The sequence below is a fragment of the Streptomyces sp. NPDC058674 genome (genome assembly GCF_042716505.1).
Taxonomy (GTDB): Bacteria; Actinomycetota; Actinomycetes; order Streptomycetales; family Streptomycetaceae; genus Streptomyces.
Window position 1 is genome coordinate 84,265 of the sequence record NZ_JBHXSC010000009.1, and the last position, 21,938, is coordinate 106,202.

Annotated in this window: 20 protein-coding genes; 9 read left to right on the forward strand and 11 right to left on the reverse strand. The window is 73.9% G+C overall.

Annotated features, from left to right (window positions below):
- The first annotated feature begins 426 nt into the window (after positions 1-426).
- The 5 genes from ACFWU6_RS07545 to ACFWU6_RS07565 all read left to right on the forward strand — a co-directional run bounded on the left by ACFWU6_RS07545 (position 427) and on the right by ACFWU6_RS07565 (position 6,099).
- Positions 427-2,124, forward strand: coding sequence for a serine/threonine-protein kinase (locus ACFWU6_RS07545; RefSeq protein ID WP_383979200.1), 1,698 nt, complete (start codon positions 427-429; stop codon positions 2,122-2,124).
- 81 nt (positions 2,125-2,205) lie between these two features.
- Positions 2,206-2,601 carry a nuclear transport factor 2 family protein gene (locus tag ACFWU6_RS07550; protein WP_383979203.1) on the forward strand — a complete coding sequence of 132 codons (396 nt, stop codon included), beginning with the start codon at positions 2,206-2,208 and terminating at the stop codon, positions 2,599-2,601.
- 91 nt (positions 2,602-2,692) lie between these two features.
- Complete coding sequence (locus tag ACFWU6_RS07555; RefSeq protein WP_383979206.1) at positions 2,693-4,123, forward strand: sensor histidine kinase; 1,431 nt, start codon at positions 2,693-2,695, stop codon at positions 4,121-4,123.
- Positions 4,120-4,779, forward strand: coding sequence for a response regulator (locus tag ACFWU6_RS07560; RefSeq protein WP_383979209.1), 660 nt, complete (start codon positions 4,120-4,122; stop codon positions 4,777-4,779). The genes ACFWU6_RS07555 and ACFWU6_RS07560 overlap by 4 nt, the downstream gene beginning before the upstream one ends.
- A gap of 96 nt (positions 4,780-4,875) precedes the next feature.
- Positions 4,876-6,099, forward strand: coding sequence for a cytochrome P450 (locus ACFWU6_RS07565; RefSeq protein ID WP_383979211.1), 1,224 nt, complete (start codon positions 4,876-4,878; stop codon positions 6,097-6,099).
- A gap of 125 nt (positions 6,100-6,224) precedes the next feature.
- Here ACFWU6_RS07565 and ACFWU6_RS07570 read toward each other — a convergent pair whose 3' ends face one another.
- Positions 6,225-7,031, reverse strand: a complete 807-nt coding sequence (locus ACFWU6_RS07570) for a diacylglycerol kinase (RefSeq protein ID WP_383799970.1) — start codon at positions 7,029-7,031, stop codon at positions 6,225-6,227.
- A gap of 184 nt (positions 7,032-7,215) precedes the next feature.
- Here ACFWU6_RS07570 and ACFWU6_RS07575 point away from each other — a divergent pair, with 184 nt between their 5' ends.
- Together ACFWU6_RS07575 and ACFWU6_RS07580 are read left to right on the forward strand one after the other, a co-directional pair.
- A complete protein-coding gene (locus ACFWU6_RS07575) occupies positions 7,216-8,499 on the forward strand; it encodes an adenylosuccinate synthase (protein WP_383799894.1) in 1,284 nt (427 codons plus the stop codon).
- 226 nt (positions 8,500-8,725) lie between these two features.
- Complete coding sequence (locus ACFWU6_RS07580) at positions 8,726-9,922, forward strand: serine hydrolase domain-containing protein (RefSeq protein ID WP_383979214.1); 1,197 nt, start codon at positions 8,726-8,728, stop codon at positions 9,920-9,922.
- A gap of 86 nt (positions 9,923-10,008) precedes the next feature.
- Here ACFWU6_RS07580 and ACFWU6_RS07585 read toward each other — a convergent pair whose 3' ends face one another.
- The 10 genes from ACFWU6_RS07585 to ACFWU6_RS07630 form a co-directional block, all read right to left on the reverse strand.
- Entirely contained in the window at positions 10,009-10,887 is an 879-nt protein-coding gene (locus ACFWU6_RS07585) for an alpha/beta hydrolase (protein WP_383979217.1), read from the reverse strand.
- Between the two features lie 171 nt (positions 10,888-11,058).
- On the reverse strand, positions 11,059-12,327 hold the full coding sequence (kynU, locus tag ACFWU6_RS07590; RefSeq protein WP_383979220.1) for a kynureninase: 1,269 nt from the start codon (positions 12,325-12,327) through the stop codon (positions 11,059-11,061).
- Complete coding sequence (locus ACFWU6_RS07595; protein WP_383799905.1) at positions 12,320-13,168, reverse strand: tryptophan 2,3-dioxygenase; 849 nt, start codon at positions 13,166-13,168, stop codon at positions 12,320-12,322. Before ACFWU6_RS07595 ends, kynU begins: the two co-directional genes overlap by 8 nt.
- Positions 13,169-13,346: 178 nt before the next feature.
- Positions 13,347-13,760: a DUF3151 domain-containing protein gene (locus tag ACFWU6_RS07600; RefSeq protein ID WP_383799908.1), complete on the reverse strand. Its 414-nt coding sequence runs from the start codon at positions 13,758-13,760 to the stop codon at positions 13,347-13,349.
- A 180-nt stretch (positions 13,761-13,940) separates the two neighbouring features.
- Entirely contained in the window at positions 13,941-14,963 is a 1,023-nt protein-coding gene (fbaA, locus tag ACFWU6_RS07605; protein ID WP_383799911.1) for a class II fructose-bisphosphate aldolase, read from the reverse strand.
- 334 nt (positions 14,964-15,297) lie between these two features.
- Positions 15,298-15,837 carry an orotate phosphoribosyltransferase gene (gene pyrE, locus ACFWU6_RS07610; protein WP_383799913.1) on the reverse strand — a complete coding sequence of 180 codons (540 nt, stop codon included), beginning with the start codon at positions 15,835-15,837 and terminating at the stop codon, positions 15,298-15,300.
- Positions 15,838-15,858: 21 nt separating this feature from the next.
- Positions 15,859-16,644 (reverse strand): aldose 1-epimerase, encoded by a 786-nt coding sequence (locus ACFWU6_RS07615; protein ID WP_383979223.1) that lies wholly within the window; start codon positions 16,642-16,644, stop codon positions 15,859-15,861.
- Between the two features lie 30 nt (positions 16,645-16,674).
- Positions 16,675-17,670 carry an SRPBCC family protein gene (locus ACFWU6_RS07620; protein WP_383979226.1) on the reverse strand — a complete coding sequence of 332 codons (996 nt, stop codon included), beginning with the start codon at positions 17,668-17,670 and terminating at the stop codon, positions 16,675-16,677.
- Positions 17,671-17,702: 32 nt separating this feature from the next.
- Complete coding sequence (locus ACFWU6_RS07625; protein WP_383979229.1) at positions 17,703-19,346, reverse strand: polyamine aminopropyltransferase; 1,644 nt, start codon at positions 19,344-19,346, stop codon at positions 17,703-17,705.
- A gap of 113 nt (positions 19,347-19,459) precedes the next feature.
- Positions 19,460-20,005, reverse strand: a complete 546-nt coding sequence (locus ACFWU6_RS07630; protein WP_383979232.1) for a DUF2617 family protein — start codon at positions 20,003-20,005, stop codon at positions 19,460-19,462.
- Between the two features lie 303 nt (positions 20,006-20,308).
- Between ACFWU6_RS07630 and ACFWU6_RS07635 the strand changes: the two genes are divergently transcribed.
- Positions 20,309-20,512: a hypothetical protein gene (locus ACFWU6_RS07635; RefSeq protein WP_383799927.1), complete on the forward strand. Its 204-nt coding sequence runs from the start codon at positions 20,309-20,311 to the stop codon at positions 20,510-20,512.
- A 219-nt stretch (positions 20,513-20,731) separates the two neighbouring features.
- Positions 20,732-21,913 carry a pyridoxal phosphate-dependent aminotransferase gene (locus ACFWU6_RS07640; protein ID WP_383979234.1) on the forward strand — a complete coding sequence of 394 codons (1,182 nt, stop codon included), beginning with the start codon at positions 20,732-20,734 and terminating at the stop codon, positions 21,911-21,913.
- Positions 21,914-21,938 lie beyond the last annotated feature (25 nt).

Here is a 21,938-nt window from a genome sequence, read left to right on the forward strand (position 1 = left end):
CCCGGGCCGGCCCCACGCACGACCAGGGCTGGCGCCCGCCCCCGGCCCGGCGCGTAGGACACGGGTCGGGGGCGGAGCCCGGGGCCCGCGGCCGGTCCCGCGCACGGACCGGGCTGCCGCCCGCCCCCCGGGCCCGGCGCATGAGAGGCGGGTCAGGGCAACCCACCCACGGAACCACCGCCGAGCCCCCCACCCCGCCGGCGCGTAGGACACGGGTCGGGGGGCGGAGCCCGGGGCCCGCGGCCCGCGCGGCCGGTCCCGCGCACGGACCGGGGCCGGCGCGCGAACCCCCACCCCCGCCGGGCGAGACGCGGGGAGCGGCGTTCGGGGGTTCGGGGGCGAGCTGCGGAATTCGTCCCCCCGGCCGGGCCCGCCGGACTACGCTCGGGCCCCAGGCCAGTCCTACGGGGGAGGGACCACCCGGCCATGGAGCAACTGCACCCGCACGACCCGCACCGCATCGGCCCGTACCGCCTGCTGTCACGGCTCGGCGCCGGCGGCATGGGCCAGGTCTACCTGGCCCGTTCCGACCGCGGCCGCACCGTCGCCGTGAAGCTGGTGCACCCCCGACTCGCCGCCCACGAGGAGTTCCGCACCCGGTTCCGCCAAGAGGTCGCCGCCGCGCGCCGCGTCGGCGGGCAGTGGACGGCCCCGGTGCTCGACGCCGACACCGAGGCCCCGACCCCGTGGTTCGCCACCGGCTACGTCGCCGGTCCCAGCCTCCGCCAGGTCGTCGCGGACGATTTCGGCCCGCTGCCCGGGCGTTCCGTCAGGATTCTGGCCGCCGGCCTCGCGTACGCCCTCCAGGACATCCACCGCGCCGGGCTCGTCCACCGCGACCTGAAGCCCTCGAACGTCCTGGTCACCCTCGACGGCCCCCGCGTGATCGACTTCGGGATCGCCCGCGCGAGCGCGCCGGCCGGGCCCGACGCCGGTCTGACCCGGGCCGGCGAGCTCATCGGCTCGCCCGGCTTCATGGCCCCCGAGCAGATCCGCGGCGAACCGGTGACCGCCGCGTGCGACCTCTTCTGCCTCGGCGCGGTCTTGGCGTACGCGGCCACCGGCCGTCTCCCCTTCGGCGACAGCGACCGGCCCGGCGGCATGGCCGCGCTCCTGCTCCGGATCACCGAGGCCGAGCCCGACCTGACCGGCGTACCGGCCGACCTGCACGATCTCGTACGGGACTGCCTGCGCCGGAACCCGGCCGAGCGGCCCGGACCGGCCGAGGTCCTGGCCAGGGTCGGCGCGGGGGACACCGTGGCCGACGGGAGGGCCCTGGAACCGTGGCTCCCGGCCCTGCTGGTGGCGCAGCTCGGGCGGCACGCCGTACAGCTCCTGGACCGCGAGGACAGCGGCCCGGACCGCCCGGACCCCGCACCGGCGCCCCCGTCCACGGCCACGCCGCCCGCGGCCACCCCCGCACCGGCGCGTTCCCTCCCGCTCGCGCCGCTGCCCGGGGCTCCGCACGCGCAGACCGCCCCCGCGCCGCGCCCGGCGGCGCCCTGGCCGCCCGCGCCGACGCCGACACCGACCGCCGGCCACCCCGCGTACGGGCCGCCGCAGCCGGCAGGGCCCGCGCGCCCGCGGACCGCCTCCCCCTTCTTCCTCCTCGCGGTGGCCGTGGTCGTCGCGGTCGCCGCCGGGGGCGCCGTGTACGCCGTCATGGGCGGGAGGCAGGACGCGGCCCGGCCGGGCGGCGGCGCCGGTGCGCCCGGCACGACCGCCGCCGCTTCGGCCCCGGCCGCCGCCGGCCCGGGCCCGGCCACACCGCCCCCCTCCACCGCCGGAACGGGCGCGGCCGCGGGCCGCCTCCCCGATGCGTACCTCGGCACCTGGCGCGCCACCAGCGGCACCCAGAGCTGGCGGCTCACCCTCTCCCCCGGCTCGGTCGGCGACACGGTGATGTCCCTCGGCGTCCGGGACCCGGCCTTCTCCTGCACCTGGACGGCCCCCCTGCGCGGGACGGCCGGCACGGTGGAGCTGGACGCCTCCACCGTCACCTCCGGAGACCCCGTGACCTGCACCGCGGGGGCGTGGAGCCGGCTCCGCCTCCTGCCCGACGGCACCCTCCAACGGGAGCTGTCCGGCAGCGCGGGCCCGCCGCTGACGTACCGCAAGGAGTGACGGCCACCCGATTGTGTCGAAGTCAATAAGCCTGCAAGCAAAGCTTGTTGCGCACGACGGCGCCGTCGGACACTGCCGCACATGGAGCCGTTGAAGGTAGTGGCACAACTGTGGGAGCGAATCGAGGCACGCGACTGGGACGGGGTGGCCGAGCTCATCGCCGAGGACGCGGTCATCGAATGGCCCGTGAGCGGCGAGCGCATCGTCGGGCGGACCAACTTCGTGGCGGTGAACAGCGACGACGGCTACGCCGACGAGAGACCGGTGGAGCTGCTGCGCATCCTGGCGGACGGGGACCTCGTCGTCACGGAGGTGGAGATCCCGCAGGACCACGTCGTCTACCGGGCCGTCTCGCTGTGGACGGTGCGGGACGGGGAGATCGTCGGGGCGAGGGAGTACTGGACCAGCCCCGGCCAGGACCCGGCGCCCCGCTGGCGGGCCGGGTACGTGGAGCCCCTGGTGGCCGAGGCCGACTGAGCGCAGCCCCGCGTAGTCCTTGAGGGGGACCCCGGGATATCCCCATCAGCGGCGACGCGGACGACGGGGGCGGCGGCCTACGGTGGTCCGCATGACCGAGACGACCGCCGGGGGAACAGCCCGGACGCCCGAGTTCCGTATGGCCGCGGGGGTGCTGGCGACCCTGCGCCGGGACATGATCACCGATGCCTTCGCCTACCGGCCGCTGCCCCTGGCGGCCACCCCGGGGCGCTTCGTGCGACGGCTGCCCGCGGCGGTGCGCAGGCACTCCCCGTGGAGCCGGTACGCCGCGGTGACGGCGCTGGCCCTCTTCGCCATGGCGCTCACGGCCGGCTCCCAGCAGACCTTCCTCGGCGAGCTGGGCCGGCTCGTCGCGGGCGTGGTCGCGGCGGTCCCGATCCTCATGACCCTGGTGCGGCCGGTGGGGGCGTGGTGGGCGGCGGTCGCGATGACACTGGTCCTGGCCGTGCTCGGCGGATCCTGGGAATGGCCCTGGACCCCCGGCGGTTTCTTCTCCTACCTCGCCGTACTGGTCCTGGTGACCCTGCGGACCGGGCCGCGGGTGGCGGCGTGGATGTGGCTGCTGACGCTGGCCCTCGGTTTCGTGATCTCGCTGCTGTTCGGCGGTCGGCCGGGGACGAACGCGCCGGGGATGGCCGTGGCCTCCGCGATAGCCCTGGCGGTCGCGAGCAGCATCCAGATACGCCGGCACGCCACGGCGGAGGTGACGGCGCAGCAGGAGGTCACGGCCGTCGAGCGGGACAAGCGCACGCTGCTGGAGGAGCGGACCACGATCGCCCGGGAGCTGCACGACGTGGTGGCGCACCACATGTCGGTGGTGGCCATCCAGGCGGAGGCCGCGCCGTACCGGGTGAAGAATCCGCCGCCGGAGCTGGAGGCGGCGTTCGTCACCATCCGGGAGAACGCGGTGGCGGCCCTGACCGAGCTGCGGCGGGTGCTGGGCGTGGTGCGTTCCGCCGACTACGAGGCGCCGGACGCCCCGCAGCCGACGCTGGCCTCGCTGGACGGGCTGCTGGCCAACGTGCGGGAGGCGGGTCTGCGGGTGGAGAAGACGGTCACGGGCCCGGTCCGGGAGCTGCCGCAGGGGGTGGAGCTGTCGGCGTACCGGATCATCCAGGAGGCGCTGAGCAACACGCTGCGGCACGCGCCGGGTGCGCAGGCCGGGGTGGAGGTGTCCTACGTACTGGGCGGCCTGGGGATACGCGTCGTCAACGGGGCCGCGACCGGGGACGTGCGGCCCTCGCCCGGCGCCGGGCACGGGATCACCGGGATGCGCGAGCGGGTGGCCATGCTGGAGGGGGAGATGACGGCGGGCGCGACGGCCGCCGGCGGGTACGAGGTGGCGGTGTTCATCCCGGTGCGCGGCCGCCCCGAGCAGGCGTCGGAGCCCGCGCCCGGGGCGGCGGGCTCCCGATCCGGCTCGACGACGGGCCCGGCGACGGGCTCCGGCTCGGCGACGAGCCCCACCACGGGCGCCGGCACGGGCTCGGCGACGCCGTGACCATCAGGGTGCTGATCGTCGACGATCAGATGATGGTTCGGGAGGGGTTCTCCGTCCTGCTGAACGCCATGGACGGCATCGAGGTGGTCGGGGAGGCGGTCGACGGCCGCCAGGCGATCGCGCAGGTGGCGGCGTTGCGCCCGGACGTGGTGCTGATGGACATCCGGATGCCGCTGATGAACGGTCTGGAGGCGACGCGGGAGATCGTGGCCGCCGACACCGACGCCAAGGTGCTGGTCCTGACGACCTTCGACCTCGACGAGTACGTGTACCAGGCCCTGCGGGCGGGGGCCTCGGGGTTCCTGCTCAAGGACGCCTCGGCCCGTCAGCTGGCGGACGGGGTCCGGGTGGTGGCGGCCGGTGAGGCGCTGCTGGCGCCTTCGGTGACCAAACGGCTGATCGCCGAGTTCTCCAAGCTCGCCGAGTCCCCGCGGCTCGCGGACCCCGGGGCCGTGGGCGAACTGACGGAGCGGGAGACGGAGGTGCTCGTGCTGATCGCGCAGGGGCTGTCCAATGTCGAGATAGCGGACCGGTTGATCGTCGCCGAGTCCACGGTCAAGACCCACGTGAGCCGAATCCTGGTGAAGCTGGGGCTGCGGGACCGGACGCAGGCCGCGGTGTTCGCCTACGAGACCCGGCTGGTGCGGCCGGCCTAGCCGCCGACCGCGGGAACGCACGGGCCGCGCGCCGGAGGGCGGAGTCCGGCCCGGCAGACCCGCCGGGGACGGCGGGACAGCCCTTAGGGTGCGGGGATGGGCTTTGATCCGTGGGACCCCGCCTTCGTCGCCGACCCGTACCCGGCCTACCGGGAGTTGCGGGAGCAGGGGCGGGCCGTGTGGTGCGGGGCGACCGGGCAGTGGCTGGTGCCGCACCACGCCGACGTGAGCGCGCTGCTGCGGGACCGGCGGCTGGGACGGACCTACCTGCACCGCTTCTCGCACGAGGAGTTCGGCCGCGAGGCCCCGCCGGCGGAGCACGAGCCGTTCCATGTGCTGAACGGCCACGGCCTGTTGGACCTGGAGGACCCCGCGCACGCCCGGGTGCGCGGGCTGGTGGCGAAGGCCTTCACCCCGCGGACGGTGGAGCGGCTGGTGCCCGCCGTGCGGCGGCTCGCGCGGGAACTCGTCGCACGGCTGCTCGAGGACGGGGGCGGGGATCTGCTCACGGCCCTCGCCGAACCGCTGCCGGTGGCGGTGATCGCCGAGCTGCTCGGGATTCCGGAGGCCGACCGGGGGCTGCTGCGGCCGTGGTCGGCGGACATCTGCGGGATGTTCGAACTGCGGCCGGACGAGGAGACGGCGCGGCGCGCGGTGCGGGCGAGCGTGGAGTTCAGCGACTACCTGCGGGAGCTGATCACCGAGCGGCGCAGCCGCCCCGGGGAGGATCTGATCTCCGGACTGATCGCCGCCCACGACGCGCAGGGCCGGCTCAGCGAGCAGGAGATGATCTCCACCTGCGTGCTCCTGCTGAACGCCGGCCACGAGGCGACCGTCAACACCACGGCCAACGGCTGGTGGACGCTGCTGCGGCACCCGGAGGAGCTCGCGGAGCTCCGTGCGCACCCGCACCCCGAAAACGCGACGTCCGAAAAGTTGTCCACAGCTGTGGATGAACTTCTGCGTTTCGACACACCCCTACAAATGTTCGAACGCTGGGTGCTCGACGACATCACGGTCGGGGACACCGTCATCCCGCGCGGGGCCGAGGTCGCGCTGCTCTTCGGCTCCGCGAACCGTGATCCCGCACGCTTCGCCGACCCTGACGCCCTGGACCTCTCCCGGGCGGACAATCCGCACCTGACCTTCGGAGCCGGCATCCACTACTGCCTGGGCGCCCCGCTGGCACGCCGCGAGCTGGAGGCGTCCTTCGGGGCACTGCTGGCGGACGGCGTCCCGCCGCTGCGGCTGGTGAAGGAGCCGCGGTGGCAGGGCGGCTACGTCATCCGCGGGCTGGAAGAGCTGATCGTCGCCTTCTGACACCCTCCCCGCCGGCCCAGGAGGCCCGGGGTCGGCACGCGGCCCCCGACCGGGAGGCGGACTCGGCACCGGGCCCGCCCCCGAAGCAGGCGGCGGGCCCGCCGTCCCGTCCGCGGGGCCGCCCCTCACCGGGGCCGGGTGAGCGTCCACGCCGACGGGTGCAGCGTCCACGTACGGCGGCGTACCGGGCCCGCCACCACCGCGTCGGCGCGGTAGCGGAAGTCCGCGCCCGACACCGTGACCGTCTTGGCCCGGACCCGCACCGCGGCTCCCGTCCCGGCGCCGCCCGTCCGGACGACGACCTCCGCCAGGCCGCCGTCGTCCCGCGTGGACACCGAGACGTCCTCCACCGGCCGGTCCACGTCCGCCAGCACCACCCCGTCCGCCTCCACGCGGAGCCGGCGCAGCCCCCCGTCCCCCGCCGGGCGGACCAGCGTCCGCACCAGCGAGCGGTAGGCGCTCCATACGGACGGCGTGCCGGCGGCCCGCAGCGGCGGAATCCGCATCGTGCCCAGCACCACCCCGTCACTGTCGTCGACCAGCAGGTCGCAGCTGCGCACGGCCCCGTCGAGCACCGCCCGCGCGGCCGCCACCGCCGACAGCGGCACGCCGAGCGACCGGGCCAGCCCCAAGGAGCCCGCCGGGCCCACCGGGATCAGCGAAACCGCGCCTCCGGCCAGGGCGCGCTCCCGGTGCAGCAGCCCGACGGCCCGCACCAGGGCCCGGTCGTCGCCCACGACCACCGGCTGCCGATGACCCCGGCGGGCGAGGGCCCGCGCGAATTCCTCCTGCGAATCCGGAAGGCAGATTTTCGCCGCCGCTCCCGCTGACAACACATCTTTCGCGATCCGCACGGACTCGCCGTCAAGACGGCGGGCGACCGGGTCGACGAGCACCAGCAGGCCGCCTACCGGCGCGCCCGCATGGCTCATGGTGGGCTCTGGAGCCGACACCTCGGTCCTTCCTCGGGTAGCATCTTTGTGCAAGAGGCCCTTGCGCTATTGCGCCAGGGCCTTCGTCTATTCCGGGGTACCGGTCCGACGGCTCAGCCTGCGGTGTACATCGTCGTACGCCCCCTGACCTTGGACATGCCCCATCCGGAAGAGGTGTACGCCTGTGCCCGCTCTTGTGCTGCTCGGAGCTCAGTGGGGTGACGAGGGCAAGGGAAAGGCCACCGACCTGCTCGGTGGATCCGTTGACTATGTGGTGCGCTACCAGGGTGGCAACAACGCCGGCCACACGGTCGTCGTCGGCGACCAGAAGTACGCGCTGCACCTTCTCCCCTCCGGCATCCTCTCGCCCGGATGCACCCCCGTCATCGGCAACGGAGTCGTCGTCGACCCGGCCGTCCTGCTCTCCGAGCTGCGCGGCCTCAACGAGCGTGGCATCGACACCTCCAAGTTGCTGATCAGCGGCAACGCGCATCTGATCACGCCGTACAACGTCACCCTGGACAAGGTCGGCGAGCGCTTCCTCGGCAAGCGCAAGATCGGCACGACCGGCCGCGGCATCGGACCGACGTACGCGGACAAGATCAACCGCATCGGCATCCGCGTCCAGGACCTGTACGACGAGTCGATCCTCACCCAGAAGGTCGAAGCGGCGCTGGAGGGCAAGAACCAGCTCCTCGCGAAGCTGTACAACCGCCGCGCGATCGACGCGGGCGCCATCGTCGAGGAGATGCTCCAGTACGCGGAGCAGATCAAGGGCTACGTCGCCGACACCACGCTGATCCTCAACAACGCGCTGGACGAGGACAAGGTCGTGCTCTTCGAGGGCGGCCAGGGCACCCTGCTCGACGTCGACCACGGCACGTACCCCTTCGTCACCTCCTCGAACCCGACCGCGGGCGGCGCCTGCACCGGTACCGGTGTGGGCCCGACGAAGATCAGCCGCGTCATCGGCATCCTGAAGGCGTACACGACCCGCGTCGGCGCCGGCCCGTTCCCGACCGAGCTGTTCGACAAGGACGGCGAGGACCTGCGCCGCATCGGCGGCGAGCGCGGCGTGACCACCGGCCGTGACCGCCGCTGCGGCTGGTTCGACGCGCCGATCGCCCGCTACGCGACCCGCGTGAACGGCCTGACCGACTTCTTCCTCACCAAGCTGGACGTGCTGACCGGCTGGGAGCAGATCCCGGTCTGCGTCGCGTACGAGATCGACGGCAAGCGCGTCGAGGAGCTCCCCTACTCGCAGACCGACTTCCACCACGCGAAGCCGATCTACGAATACCTCCCCGGCTGGTCCGAGGACATCACCAAGGCGAAGACCTTCGAGGACCTCCCGGCGAACGCCCGGGCGTACGTCAAGGCCCTCGAGGAGATGTCGGGCGCCCCGATCTCCGCGATCGGCGTCGGCCCCGGCCGGACCGAGACGATCGAGATCAACTCGTTCCTGTAGGCAGCACGCGGAAGGGGCGGGACGCACCGCGTCCCGCCCCTTCCGCACGCCCCGGGCCGGGGGCTCCGGCCGGCGGTCACCTCCGCGCGCCCCCGCATCCGCCGGTGCCGCGATCCGGAGCCCGCCGCGCGCCGCCCGCGGCCTGCCGCCCGCCGCGCGCGCTCACCCGTCCGGCCCTAGCCTGGGAATGCCGTTCCGGCTCCCCCGGACGACAGGAGGCTGTGCGGTGAACCCGACCTTCATACGCCTGCGCCGGGCCTGCGTGGCCGTCGCGGCGGCTTCCGCCCTCATCGCCCCGCTGGGCGCGGCCCCCTCCCACGCGGCGGCCACTCCCTCACCGGCCGATGACACCGCCTTCGTCGAGCTGACCCCGGCCGTCAGGGCGAAGCTGGACGCGGCCATCGCCAAGACCCTTGCGGAGACCAAGGTCCCCGGTGTGATCGTGGGCCTGTGGGCCCCCGGCAAGGGCAGCTACGTGAAGACCTTCGGCGTGGCGGACAAGGCGACCGGCGCCCCGATGGAGACCGACCTGAACTTCCGCATCGGCAGCGAGACCAAGACGTTCACGGTCACCGCGCTGCTCCAGCTCGTCGACCAGGGGAAGGCCGGCCTGGACGACCCCATCGGGAAGTACGTCCCCGGCGTCCCCAACGGCGACGAGATCACGCTGCGGGAGCTGGCGGGCATGCGCAGCGGGCTCTTCAACTACAGCGAGGACCCTGACTTCGACAAGGCGCTGGAGACGAACCCCGACCGGCCCTTCACCCCGCAGGAGTTGCTCGCCTACTCCTTCAAGCACCCGGTGCAGTTCGCCCCCGACGCCGAGTTCGAGTACTCCAACACCAACCTCATCCTGCTCGGCCTGGTGGTGGAGAAGATCACCGGGCGCCCGCTGCACGAGGTCGTCAACGAGGACGTCCTCGTGCCGGCCGGCCTGGGCGCCACCCTCTTCCCGGTCGGCAACCGGTATCCCGACCCGCACCCGCAGGGCTACACCAACCAGAGCGCCTCCGGGAGGATCGTCAACTCCACCGACTGGGACCCGTCCTGGGCCTGGGCCGCCGGAGCGATGATCTCGAACCTCCAGGACCTGCGCAGTTGGGCGAAGACCGTCGCCACGGGCACCCTGCTGAAGCCCGCGACCCAGGCGGAACGCCTCAGGACCCGGCCGGTCGGGAACATCCCGGGGGCGGGCTACGGCCTGGGCATCTTCGACGTCCAGGGCTGGATCGGGCACAACGGCTCGATCCCCGGGTACCAGACCCTCACCGTGTACCTCCCGGAGGCCGACGCCACGATGGTCATCGAGCTGAACACCGACGTCGCGGTCGACGGCCAGGAACCGAGCACCCTCTTCGGCGAGGCGGTCACCGCCATCGTGGCCCCGGACCACGTGTACCCGGGCCACAAGCCGACCTCCTGAACGCCGACCGCCGGCGTCCTGACCGGCCGACGTCCCGACCGCCGCCCGCCGACCGCCGGGGGTGCGCGACCGCGCCGCCCGGCCGGCTACCAGGCGAGCTGCGCGACCTCCTCCGCGACCACCGCGCACGCGTCCGCCGCCGGATCGATCAGCGGGAAGTGGCCGACGCCGTCCAGCAGCGTCAGCCCGACCAGCTCGCCCGCCCGGGCGGCCGCGGCCACGTACGACTCCGCCACCCGCTCCGGGACCACGACGTCCCCGCGGCCCTGGACCACCGCCGTGGCGATCCCGGTCGGCAGCAGGGCCGCCGGGTCCGCGTACGGCAGACGCTCCGCGAAGCGGTCGGCGCCGCCGAGGAGTTGGCCGGCGGCGCCGCCGCACACTCCCAGCTCCTGCGCCACGGTGAAGTCCGCGACGGGGGCCAGCGCCACCACGCCGCGCAGCATCGGCGCGGCGGGCAGCTTCCACGGGGAGCCCGCGGGCAGGACGTGCCGGGCCGCGGCCCACAGCGCGAGGTGGCCGCCGGCCGAGTGGCCCGTGACGACGGTACGACGGGCATCGGCCTGCGGGAGCGCGGACGCGGCGAGGTCCGCAAGGGCGTCCAGTGCGGCGGCGACGTCGTCGAAGGTCTCGGGCCAGCGCCCGGCCACCGGAGCGTCGGCGTTCTGGTGCGGCACGGAACTGCCGCGCCGGTACTCGATGTTGGCGACGGCGAAACCCCGTCGGGCCAGGAAGTCCGCGAAGGGGGTGACGTGCTGCCGGTCGTACGGCGCCCGCCAGGCGCCGCCGTGGAGCACCGCCACCAGGGGGGCGGCGCCCGCGGACCGCCCGCGGGGGGCGTAGAAGTCGACGACCTGGTCGGGGTGGTCCCCGTAGGCGGCGGTCACGTCCGGCGCGACGGGCGGATGGGAGAACGCCGAGGCGGCCTCGGCGGCATCCCGTTCCACTGCGTCGGGGTCCGTCATCGGCTCAACCTCTCGGTAACGCGTGGGACAGCGGGGACAGATGTTCCGGCCTTCCGGCAGAGCGGGACCGTATCAGTCCGGAAGGCCCCGCTCCGTGCGGGGGCCGCGCAGTACGGCGGCGGGCGGAGCCGTAGCCCCGCCCGCCGCGTGAGGTGACGTTTCGCTACCGGGTCACCCGAAGATGTGACCCAGTGTCCGTGCGGCACGCTCCGCGTCGGCGAATCCGACGTAGAGCGGGGTGAAGCCGAAGCGCAGGACGTCGGGGGCCCGGAAGTCCCCGACGACACCCCGGGCGATGAGCTCCGCCATGACCTCGCGGGCGTTCTCCGTGCGCAGCGAGACCTGGCTGCCGCGGTGGGCATGCCGGACCGGGGTGACCGACTCGACCCGGCCCGGCGGGACGTACTCCGCCACGCATGCGAGGAAGAAGTCGGTCAGCGCGAGCGACTTGGCGCGTACGGCCTCGACGCAGACCCCGTCCCAGGCGTCGAGCGCCGACTCCAGGGCCAGCATGGACAGGATGTCCGGGGTGCCGACCCGGCCGCGCCGGGCCCCGTCCGCCGGGACGTAGCCCGGATTCATGGCGAAGGGTTCGGCGTGGCCGTTCCAGCCGGGGAGCGGCGAGTCGAAGGCCGCCTGGTGCCGGTCGGCGATGTAGAGGTACGCGGGGGCGCCGGGGCCGCCGTTGAGGTACTTGTACGTGCAGCCGACCGCGAGGTCCACGCCGTGCTCGTCGAGGCCGACGGGCAGGGCTCCGGCCGAGTGGCACAGGTCCCAGACGACGACCGCCCCGGCGGCGCGGGCCGCCGCGGTGAGTCCGGCCAGGTCGTGGAGCCGGCCGGTGCGGTAGTCGACGTGGTTGAGCAGGACCACGGCGGTGTCCGCGTCCATCGCGTCCCCGGCGTGCGAGGGGTCGACCGGGGTGACGGTGAGGCCGGTCATCCGGGCCGCCGAGGCGGCGATGTAGCCGTCGGTCGGGAAGGTCGCCGCGTCGACGAGCATCCGGGTGCGCCCCGGACGGGCCGCCTGCGCCAGCCGGGCGGCGCCCACCAGCGCCTTGAAGAGGTTGACGCTGGTGGAGTCGCCGACCACGACCTGGCCGGGGGCCGCGCCGACGAGCGGGGCGAGCTTGTCGCCGATCCGCTCGGGGGCGGTCCACCAGGCGGACTCGTCCCAGGAGCGGATGAGCAGCTCGCCCCATTCCCGGGTGACCACGTCCGCCGTGCGGTCCGCCACCGCGGCCGGGAGGGCGCCGAGGGAGTTCCCGTCCAGGTAGACGACGCCCTCGGGGAGGCTGAAGCGGTCGCGCAGTCCGGCGAGGGCGTCCGCTGCGTCCAGCTGCGCGGCGCGCGCCCGCAGATCGGCGGGCCCCGCCGGGCCGGATGCGGTGGTCGGGCCCGGCGTGGCGGTCGGGCCCTGCGTGGATATCGGCTCAGACATGGCTGCGCGCCGTCCAGAGCTCCGGGAAGACGTTCTTCGCGGCGCGCTTCTCCAGCCACGTCACGCCCGCGGAGCCGCCGGTTCCGGTCTTCGCGCCCATCGCGCGGCGGGTGGCCACCAAGTGGTCGTTGCGCCAGCGCCAGACCAGCTCCGCGACGTCCGTCAGCACCTCGCCGAGGCGGTGGAGGTCCGGGTGGGAGTCCGGGTCGGCGTACAGCGCGGTCCACGCGGCCTCGACCTCGGGCGAGGGCTCGTAGCGCTGCGAGAGGTCGCGGTCCAGGACGGCGGCCGGGACGGAGAGGCCGCGGCGGGCCAGCAGCCGCAGCACCTCGTCGTACAGGCCCGGTTCGTGCAGGGCCTTCTCCAGCTCCGCGTGGACGCGCGGGGCGCCCCGGTGCGGGACCAGCATGGAGGCGGACTTGTCGCCGAGCAGGAACTCCATCCGGCGGTACATCGCGGACTGGAATCCGGACCCCTCGCCGAGGGCGGAGCGGTAGGAGTTGAACTGCCCGGGGGTGAGCTGGGCGAGCGGGCGCCAGGAGGCGTTGAGGGCCTCCAACTCGCGGAGGGATCGTTTCAGCGCGTCCATCGCGACCGGAAGGTCGTCCTCGCGGACCGCCTTCGCGGCGGTCTCCCACTCGTGGACGATGACCGTGAACCACAGCTCCATGACCTGGGTCGTCACCAGGAAGACCATCTCGCCCGGATCGTCGGAGCGCAGGTGCTGGAGGTGGGTGAGGACGTCCGCCTGGACGTAGTCCTCGTACGGGGTGGTGCCGTCGAAGTCGAGGTTCGGGGTTTCCGACCCGCCGACTCCGGAGGCATCAAGGGTGTTCGACATTTCTGTCTCCTCGACACGTGCTTCCGGGTAGCGGTCCGCTCCTTCCGTGAGGTGAGTGGAGCTCCGGTCCCCTGCCCGCATCATAGGACCAGCCCGCGCCGGCGCTCCAGCGGGGAGTGACGCAGTTCACGGCTTCGCGCCCTGCGCCACCCACCGCCGGGTGGGGCCGGTCGGGCCGTCAGGCGCCGAGTGCGTCCGCCGCCGTCGCGGAGGAGTCGCGCAGGAAGGTCGAGCAGCGCTCGTACTCCTCCTTCTCGCCGATGGCCTCGGCCGCACGGGCCAGGGCGTTGAGCGCGCGCAGGAAGCCGCGGTTCGGCTCGTGCTCCCACGGCACCGGGCCGTGGCCCTTCCAGCCGGCGCGGCGCAGGGCGTCGAGGCCGCGGTGGTAGCCGGTGCGCGCGTAGGCGTACGACTCGACCGTGCTGCCGGCGGCGAAGGCGTCGTCGGCGAGGACCGCCCAGGCGAGGGAGGAGGTCGGGTGCGCGGCCGCCACCTCGACGGCGGGGGTACCGGCGGCGATGGCCTCGCGGCCCGGCTCGTCGGGGAGGTGGGTGGGGGCGGGGCCCCCGAGCAGGTTCTGGTGAATGGACATGCGCACAGTCTGTCGGACCGGCGGGCGGCGCGGAGCCGCCGGGCCGCGCCGGGGTCGGACCGGAGCAGGGCCGGAGGAGGACGGACTGGGGCAGGGATGGGGCCGAAACGGCCGCGGGGGCCTGCCGGTCCGGGAGGACCGGCAGACCCCCGGAGGTGTCCTGCCGTGGAGCGGTGTCCGCTACTTCAGCCGGGTACCCGTGGAGCGCAGGTTCGCGCACGCCTCGGTGACGCGGACGGCCATGCCGGCCTCGGCGGCCTTGCCCCAGGTGCGGGGGTCGTACTTGGACTTCGTGCCGACCTCGCCGTCGACCTTCAGGACCGCGTCGTAGTTGCGGAACATGTGGTCCGCGACCGGGCGGGTGAAGGCGTACTGGGTGTCGGTGTCGAGGTTCATCTTCACGACGCCGTTCTCCAGCGCGGTGGCGATCTCCTCGGCCGTGGAGCCCGAGCCGCCGTGGAAGACGAAGTCGAACGGCGAGGACGTGCCGTACTTCTCGCCGACACCGGCCTGGAGGTCCTTGAGGAGCTCGGGGCGCAGGACGACGTTGCCCGGCTTGTAGACGCCGTGGACGTTGCCGAAGGAGGCGGCCAGCAGGTAGCGGCCCTTCTCGCCCAGGCCCAGGGCCTCGGCGGTGCGCAGCGCGTCGTCGACGGTGGTGTACAGCTCGTCGTTGATCTCGTGGCTGACGCCGTCCTCCTCACCGCCGGTCGGGGTGATCTCGACCTCGAGGATGATCTTCGCGGCGGCGGCCTTGGCGAGCAGCTCCTGGCCGATGGCCAGGTTGTCGGCCAGGGTCTCGGCGGAGCCGTCCCACATGTGCGACTGGAAGAGCGGGTTCAGACCGCGGGCCACGCGCTCGGCGGAGACCTCCAGGAGCGGACGCACGTAGCCGTCCAGCTTGTCCTTGGGGCAGTGGTCCGTGTGCAGCGCGACCGTGATGCCGTACTTCGCGGCCACGACGTGCGCGAACTCCGCCAGGGCGACGGCGCCCGTGACCATGTCCTTGTTGTACTGGCCACCCAGGAACTCCGCACCACCGGTGGAGATCTGGATGATGCCGTCGCTCTCGGCCTCCGCGAAGCCGCGCAGGGCGGCGTGCAGGGTCTGCGTGGAGGTCACGTTGATGGCCGGGTAGGCGAACTTGCCTGCCTTCGCCCGGTCGAGCATCTCGTTGTAGACCTCGGGGGTTGCGATGGGCATCTGTCCGCTCCTTGGATGTGCGGGGAGTGTGCTTATTGCGGGCCCTGACCTGGGGGCGACGTCATCGTCGCGCCTATCTTTCCAGACTCCGCGCGACACTCCACCCCGGCGGTCGCACCCGAAGCGCCGAACGGGCCGGGATGTTTCACGTGAAACATCCCGGCCCGGACGAAAAGGCAGGTCAGAGGCGTTCCCAGGGCGCCCCGGGACCTTGGCCCCCGGTTGCGGCGCCGCAAGTCCGGCGCGACTTCGCCGCCGGTCCGCCCGCGCGACCGGGTGGCCTGGTACTGCAACGGCGTTTGGCGCGGGCCAGGCGGGACTTTGACGACAGGGCCTAGGACAGGCCGAGGTCCTCCAGGCGGTAGCCGGTGAGGTAGGGCAGACCAGCGGCCGCGATGGCGTCCGCGGCACCGCGGTCGACGATCGTGGCGACGGCGACGACCTCGCCGCCCGCCTCGCGGACCGCCTCGACGGCCGTCAGCGGGGACCCGCCGGTGGTCGAGGTGTCCTCGACCACCAGGCAGCGCCTGCCCTGCACGTCGGCGCCCTCGATGCGGCGCTGCATGCCGTGCGCCTTCTGCGCCTTGCGGACGACGAAGGCGTCCAGGCGCTGACCGCGCGCGGCGGAGGCGTGCAGCATCGAGGTCGCGACCGGGTCGGCGCCCAGCGTCAGGCCGCCGACGCAGTCGAAGGCGAGCTCCGCGGTCAGGTCGAGCATGACCTGACCGACCATCGGGGCGGCCTCGCCGTCGAGGGTGATCCGTCGCAGGTCGATGTAGTAGTCGGCCTCACGGCCCGAGGAGAGCGTCACCTTGCCGTGCACGACGGCCTTGTCCTTGATCTGCTGCAGAAGCGCATCGTGTACGTCAGTCATGACCCTGAGCTTAATTCGGCTCTACGGCAGCCACCGCCAGGTCCACGTGGTGGAGATCTCCAGCGGGTCCACGGGCGTGACCAGGCGGGGCAGCGTGTTGAGCCCGTTCGGCGGGCCGGACTGCGGCTCCACGCAGACGGCCTCGGCCTCCTCGTCGTAGACGACCACCCATTCGGCCCGGCTGGTGATCCTCAGCTCCAGCGCGCCCGGCCAGGTGAGGGTGACGTCCACCCCGTCGGGCATGCCGAAGCAGTCGTCCCAGGGGCCGGGCCGCGGGTCGATCCGCTTGCCGGTGGGGAGGTGGTCGGCGCCGCGCTCCTCCTGCCACCCGGCCGTGAAGTCGACGTGCACGTCCTGCCCGGTCCCCAGGTTGCGGTGGAACCACGGGTGCCAGCCCGCCTGGGCCGGGAAGGAGTCCCCGTACGTCTCGACGCCCATGGTCAGCGTCAGCGCGGCCTCGGACAGCTCGACGATCTGGGTGACCCGGCCGGGGTACGGCCACGGGTCGGCGAGGTCGTACGTGAAGACGGCGTCCGCGGGACCGGTACGGGCCGGGCGCCAGGCGGCGTCGCGGCCGAAGCCGTGGATGGCGTGCGGGGGGTGGTTGACCGGCAGCTGGTGCACGGCCGCACCGTCCACGAACCGGCCGTTCGCGGTCCGCCCGCACCACGGCACCATGGGGAAGGCCCCGTAGTGCGGGCCCTGGCGCAGCAGTTCCGTCCCGTCGATGCGCAGGCTGCTGATCCGGCAGCCGTTCTCCTGGTCGACGGTCACCTCGGCGCCGCCGGCGCTCAGTTGCGTACTCATGCTGCCGACCCTAATGCGGACGGAGGGTGGTCAGCGGCGGCGGCGCAGGGCCCGGCCGAGCACCACCGCCGAGGCCACGGCGAGGGCGGCGGCCGGGGCCAGCCAGCGCAGGTTGTCGCCGGCCGTGGTGGCGGCGGGTGCGGGGACGGGGGCGTACCGGCCGCGCGGTGGCGCGTGGTCCACCTCCTCGGCGCTGCGGCCGATCATCGTGCGGCGGGCGTGGGCGGCCTCGGCCGGGGGCCGGGGGCTCCCCTCCGGGTCCTCCGGCCGGCCCGCCAGGAACGGGTCGAGGGACGGCGCCGGGACCTCGGTCTCGAACACGGACGCGGTGACCTCGGTGACGTCCTCCGCGCCGTCTCCGACGCCTTCGGCGCCCTCGACGCGCTCCCCCTCGGCGACGGGGTCAGAGTCGTCCGATTCGTCGGCGGTGCCGGCGTCGGGATCGGGGTCGGGGTCCGCACCGGCACCGGCCGCTCCGGCCGCCGGCCGGTCGGCTCCCCCGGACCCGGGCCCCGCCGCAGCGGCGGCACCGCCCCCGACACCCGGCACGTTCCCGACACCCGGCGCACCCGGCACGCCCTCGGCGCCCCGCGCGCCCGCCGCCGCGGAGCCCAGCTGCTCGGCGGCCCGGTCCAGCAGCCGCCGCACGGCGGTGGCGGCGGCCTCCGGGGCGAAGGCCGCGGCCCGCCCGTCGGCGGCGCCCTCCGCGCCGAGGTCCAGCCGGGTACCGCCGTCCACCGGGGACAGCCGGAGCGCGAGGGAGAACGTCACGGTCCCCTGCCCCCGCACCTCCACGCCCTCACCGGCGACGCGGTAGTGGTCCGGGTCCCGTTCCACGACGGTCAGGGCTCCCCGGTAGGTCACGGTGTGCCCGCCCACCCGGACCTTCAGCCGGCCCGAGAGCGGCCCGGACCGGGAATCGGCGTCCTGTTGGAGTCCCGGGACGCACCGGGCGACCCGGCCGGGGTCGCGCAGTACGGCGCGGAGGTCTTCTGCCGGGACCGGAACGAACACCTGATGCTCCATGCGGTCGAGCCTACCGACGAGACCGCACCGGGTCACGAATACCGCGGGTGCGGCAGGGTCGACGGCGGGAGTCCCGCCATCCGGGTCCGTTCCGCGTCGCGTGCGGCGTCCTGGAGGGAACCCGTCGACAGCGCGCGCAGGCCCGGCGTGTCGCGGTCCACCCGCAGCGGGGGCACCTGGTCGCGGGCGGCCAGGAGGAAGCCCCAGTCCTGCGGCGGCGCCTCGGCGGCGCCCCGCGGGCTCCGGTCGGGCCCCGCGGGGAAGCCCGACAGGCGCCCGCCCGCGCTGTAGGGGGCGGTCCGCAGGCCGGCCGCGCGCAGGGTGGACTCCACGGTCCAGAACGACCGCGGCCGGCCGGCCAGCGAACCGGCGTGCACGGCGAGCCGGCCCCCGGGGCGCAGGGCGCGCGCGGCCAGCCCGTAGAACTCCTGCGAGTACAGCTTCGTACTGGGGGTGATGCCCGGGTCGGGGAGGTCGGAGACGATGACGTCGTACCGGTCCCGGGCGGCCGGACCGCGCAGCCAGCGGAAGGCGTCCTGGTGGACCACGCCCAGCCGCGGGTCCTCGTACGCCCCGGCGTTGAGCGCGGAGAGCATCGGATCGGTGCGGGCCAGGCGGACCACGCCGGGATCGAGCTCGACGACGGTGACGGTGGCGACGTCGGGGTAGCGCAGCACCTCGCGCGCGGCCAGCCCGTCACCGCCGCCGAGGACCAGTACGCGGCCGTGGGGGCCGGTCATGGCCGGGTGCACGAGGGCCTCGTGGTAGCGGTACTCGTCGTAGCCGCTGACCCGCAACCGCCCGTCGAGGTACAGGTCGAGGGAGCGGGGGGAGCCGGTCCGGGGTCCGGTGAGCACCAGTTCCTGCACCTCGGTCTGGACGGCGACGCGCACTTCGCCGCCGTAGACGGCGCGCCGGGCCACCCGCTCGAAGTCGTCGGCGAGGACGGTCGCGCAGCCGAGCACGGCCAGGACGCCCACGTTGACGGCGATCAGCAGCCAGCGGCAGCGCCGGCTCAGGTCGTGCCGGAACAGCCACAGCACGATCCCGCCGCCGGCGATGACGTTGACGGTGCCCGTGACCAGGGCTCCGGTGAGCTGGCCGACGAGCGGGAGCAGCAGGAACGGGAAGGCGAGGCCGCCGACCAGGGCGCCCACGTAGTCGGCGGCGAAGAGGTCGGCGACGGCCCCGCCCGCGTCCTGTCTGCGGATGCGCTGGATGAGCACCATGAGCAGGGGGATCTCCGCACCGATCAGCACCCCGATGGCGAAGGCGAAGGCGACGAGCGCGGTCTGCGACTGGCCCAGCCAGGCGAAGCTCGCGTACAGCGCCATGGCGGAGAGCCCGCCGAGCAGGGCGAGCCCGGCCTCGATCGCCCCGAAGCCGAAGGCGGGGCGGTGCCGGAGCCGCTTGGCGAGCAGGGAGCCGACGCCCATGGCGAAGACCATGACGGACAGCACGACCGACGCCTGGGTGACGGAATCGCCGATCAGGTAGGACCCGAGGGCGAGCAGCTCCAGTTCGTACACGAGCCCGCAGGCGGCGCAGACGAACACGGTGGCCAGGACGAGGAGTCGGCCGGTCCGGGGCCGTACGGGCAGGGCGGCCGGGACGGACTCCGCGCCCCGCGGCTCCGGAGCCGGGAGCACCCGGCGGGGGACGGAACGGTCGATCATGAAGCGAACCGTACGTTACGGCCCACGCGCACCCTGTCACCCACATGGGTGTAAGTGGCGTGCCGGTTGGGCCAGTTGGCGCAACCGGTCCACCCCGTCCGCGCCCGGACGGCCTAGAGCAGCACCGAGTCCGCCAGGACGGCCGCCGCGGCGCCCGTCCGCACGCCCACCCGGGTCCGGGTGGCGACCAGCTGGCCCTCCTGCGGGTAGGCGTGCCAGGTGCGCCAGCGCACCTGGCCCTCGTGGCGCTGCGCGAGCAGGGCGGTGAAGGCGTGCGGACTGCCCGGGAAGGTGCCCGCTAGTCCGTTCGGGTGGTCGGAGACCAGCTCCAGCAGTTCCTGGGCACGGCCCGCGAAGGAGCCGCGGGACAGGGTCTCGACCCGCGCGGCGAACTCGTACTCCCAGTCGCCCACCCGCTTGGCCACGCCGAGCGGCAGCGGCGTGCTGCTGCCCGGCATGCAGGCGACGGTCTCCGAGCAGAGCACCTCGCCCTCCTCGAGAAGTACCTGATGGGAGGCTCCCAGCAGGCGCAACTCCACCTTTGCGCCATCCAGTTCGAGATTCAGTACGGCCAGGGCGGGCAGCCGGTCCCGACCCAGGGCCCAGGCGAGATCGGCGGCACGCGTGTCGGTATAGGAGGTCTGGAGGGTCGTGAGCATGAGTCGGCTCCGCAAACGCGCGAGGGAGAGGGGCCGGGGCCCGCCAGCGGTAGTCAACGGGTGGGGGGACACCGGCACGGGTCCACAGGAAGTCCAGGGAGGTCCGAGGACTGGTCTACTCAACCGAGGGAATCATGAAAGGCACGGCACTCACAGCGCTTTTACCCAACTTGGAGGGGGTTACATCCCCCCGGGGGCCTCGCAGTTCACGTGTTCAACGGGTTGCGTCCCGCGCGTCGCCGTGCATGCGCGGACAGGAGGGCGCCCGACGGATTCCAGACCGTCGGACGCCCCGCCCGTGCGATGCCGGCTGCCCCGTGTCAGCTGGAACCGCACCCCCCGCCGCCGCAGGACGACGACGATCCGCCGCAGGACGAGGAGGATCCACAGGAGGACGATCCGCTCGAACACGCGCTCGTGCTCGAACCGGAGGAAGCGGTCCCGCCCGCCCACCAGCTGGTGCTGCGGCGGCCCCCGCCGCCGCCGTGGTCGCCCGCGGACGAGTAGCCGCTCCTGAAGGAGCGGACCGCCACGGTCACGACGAAGGCGATGACCAGCACCAGAACGATCACAACGAAGACGAACATGAAGCCCGCCCCCTCTCTCACGCCCCGGTCTCCCGGGGGGACGGGATCCCCGCGTCCCGTGTGACAGGGGAATGCCCCCCGGCCGAGCGGGCCAAAGCACACTTGAGCAAGTCCAGAGGTTCCCCGCAGGATGGCGCCCATGACCGCATCCGTGAGCAGCAACCGCCCGTTCCTGAACCGCCGGCTGGCACCCTTCGGCACCACGATCTTCGCGGAGATGTCGGCGCTCGCCACCCGCACCGGGTCGATCAACCTCGGCCAGGGCTTCCCCGACACCGACGGGCCGGCCGAGATCGCCGAGGCGGCCTCCCGCGCGGTCCTCGCGGGCCGCGGCAACCAGTACCCGCCCGGCCCCGGCGTCCCGGAGCTGCGCACCGCGGTCGCCGCGCACCAGCAGCGCTTCTACGGGCTCTCCTACGACCCCGACACCGAGGTCCTGGTCACGGCGGGCGCCACCGAGGCCATCGCGGCCGCCCTCCTCGCCCTCCTGGAACCGGGTGACGAGGTCATCGCGCTGGAGCCGTTCTACGACTCGTACGCGGCCTGCATCGCGATGGCCGGCGCGGTCCGCGTCCCGGTCACCCTGCGCCCGCACGCCGGCGCCTTCGCCCTGGACCCGGACGAGCTGCGCGCGGCGGTCACCGCGCGCACGCGCCTGATCCTGCTCAACACCCCGCACAATCCGACGGGCACGGTGCTGGGGCCCGCCGAACTGGCCGCGGTCGCCGAGCTCGCGGTCGAGCGCGACCTCCTCGTCGTCACGGACGAGGTGTACGAGCACCTGGTCTTCGAGGGCGCCCACACGCCCCTGGCCGGCCTGCCCGGCATGCGCGGGCGCACGGTCTCCATCTCCTCGGCCGGCAAGACGTTCTCGTTCACCGGCTGGAAGGTCGGCTGGGTCACCGGCCCGCCGGAGCTGGTGTCCGCGGTCCGGACCGCCAAGCAGTTCCTCACCTACGTCGCGTCCGGCCCCTTCCAGTACGCGATCGCCGAGGCCCTCGCCCTCCCGGACTCCTACTACGACGGCTTGCGCACCGACCTGGCGGCCAAGCGCGACATCCTCGCCGACGGTCTGACAGCGGCCGGCTTCCGGGTCTTCCGCCCGCAGGGCACCTACTTCATCACCACCGACATCACCCCTCTCGGCGAGAAGGACGGCCTCGCCTTCTGCCGCGCCCTGCCCGAGCGCTGCGGGGTGGTCGCCATCCCCAACCAGGTCTTCTACGACGACACGTCCGCCGGAGCCACCCAGGTCCGCTGGGCGTTCTGCAAGAAGACCGAGGTGCTCCGGGAGGCGGCGGCGCGGTTGCGGCGGCTGTAGGCCGGGGGACACCCGGGTGGTTGCG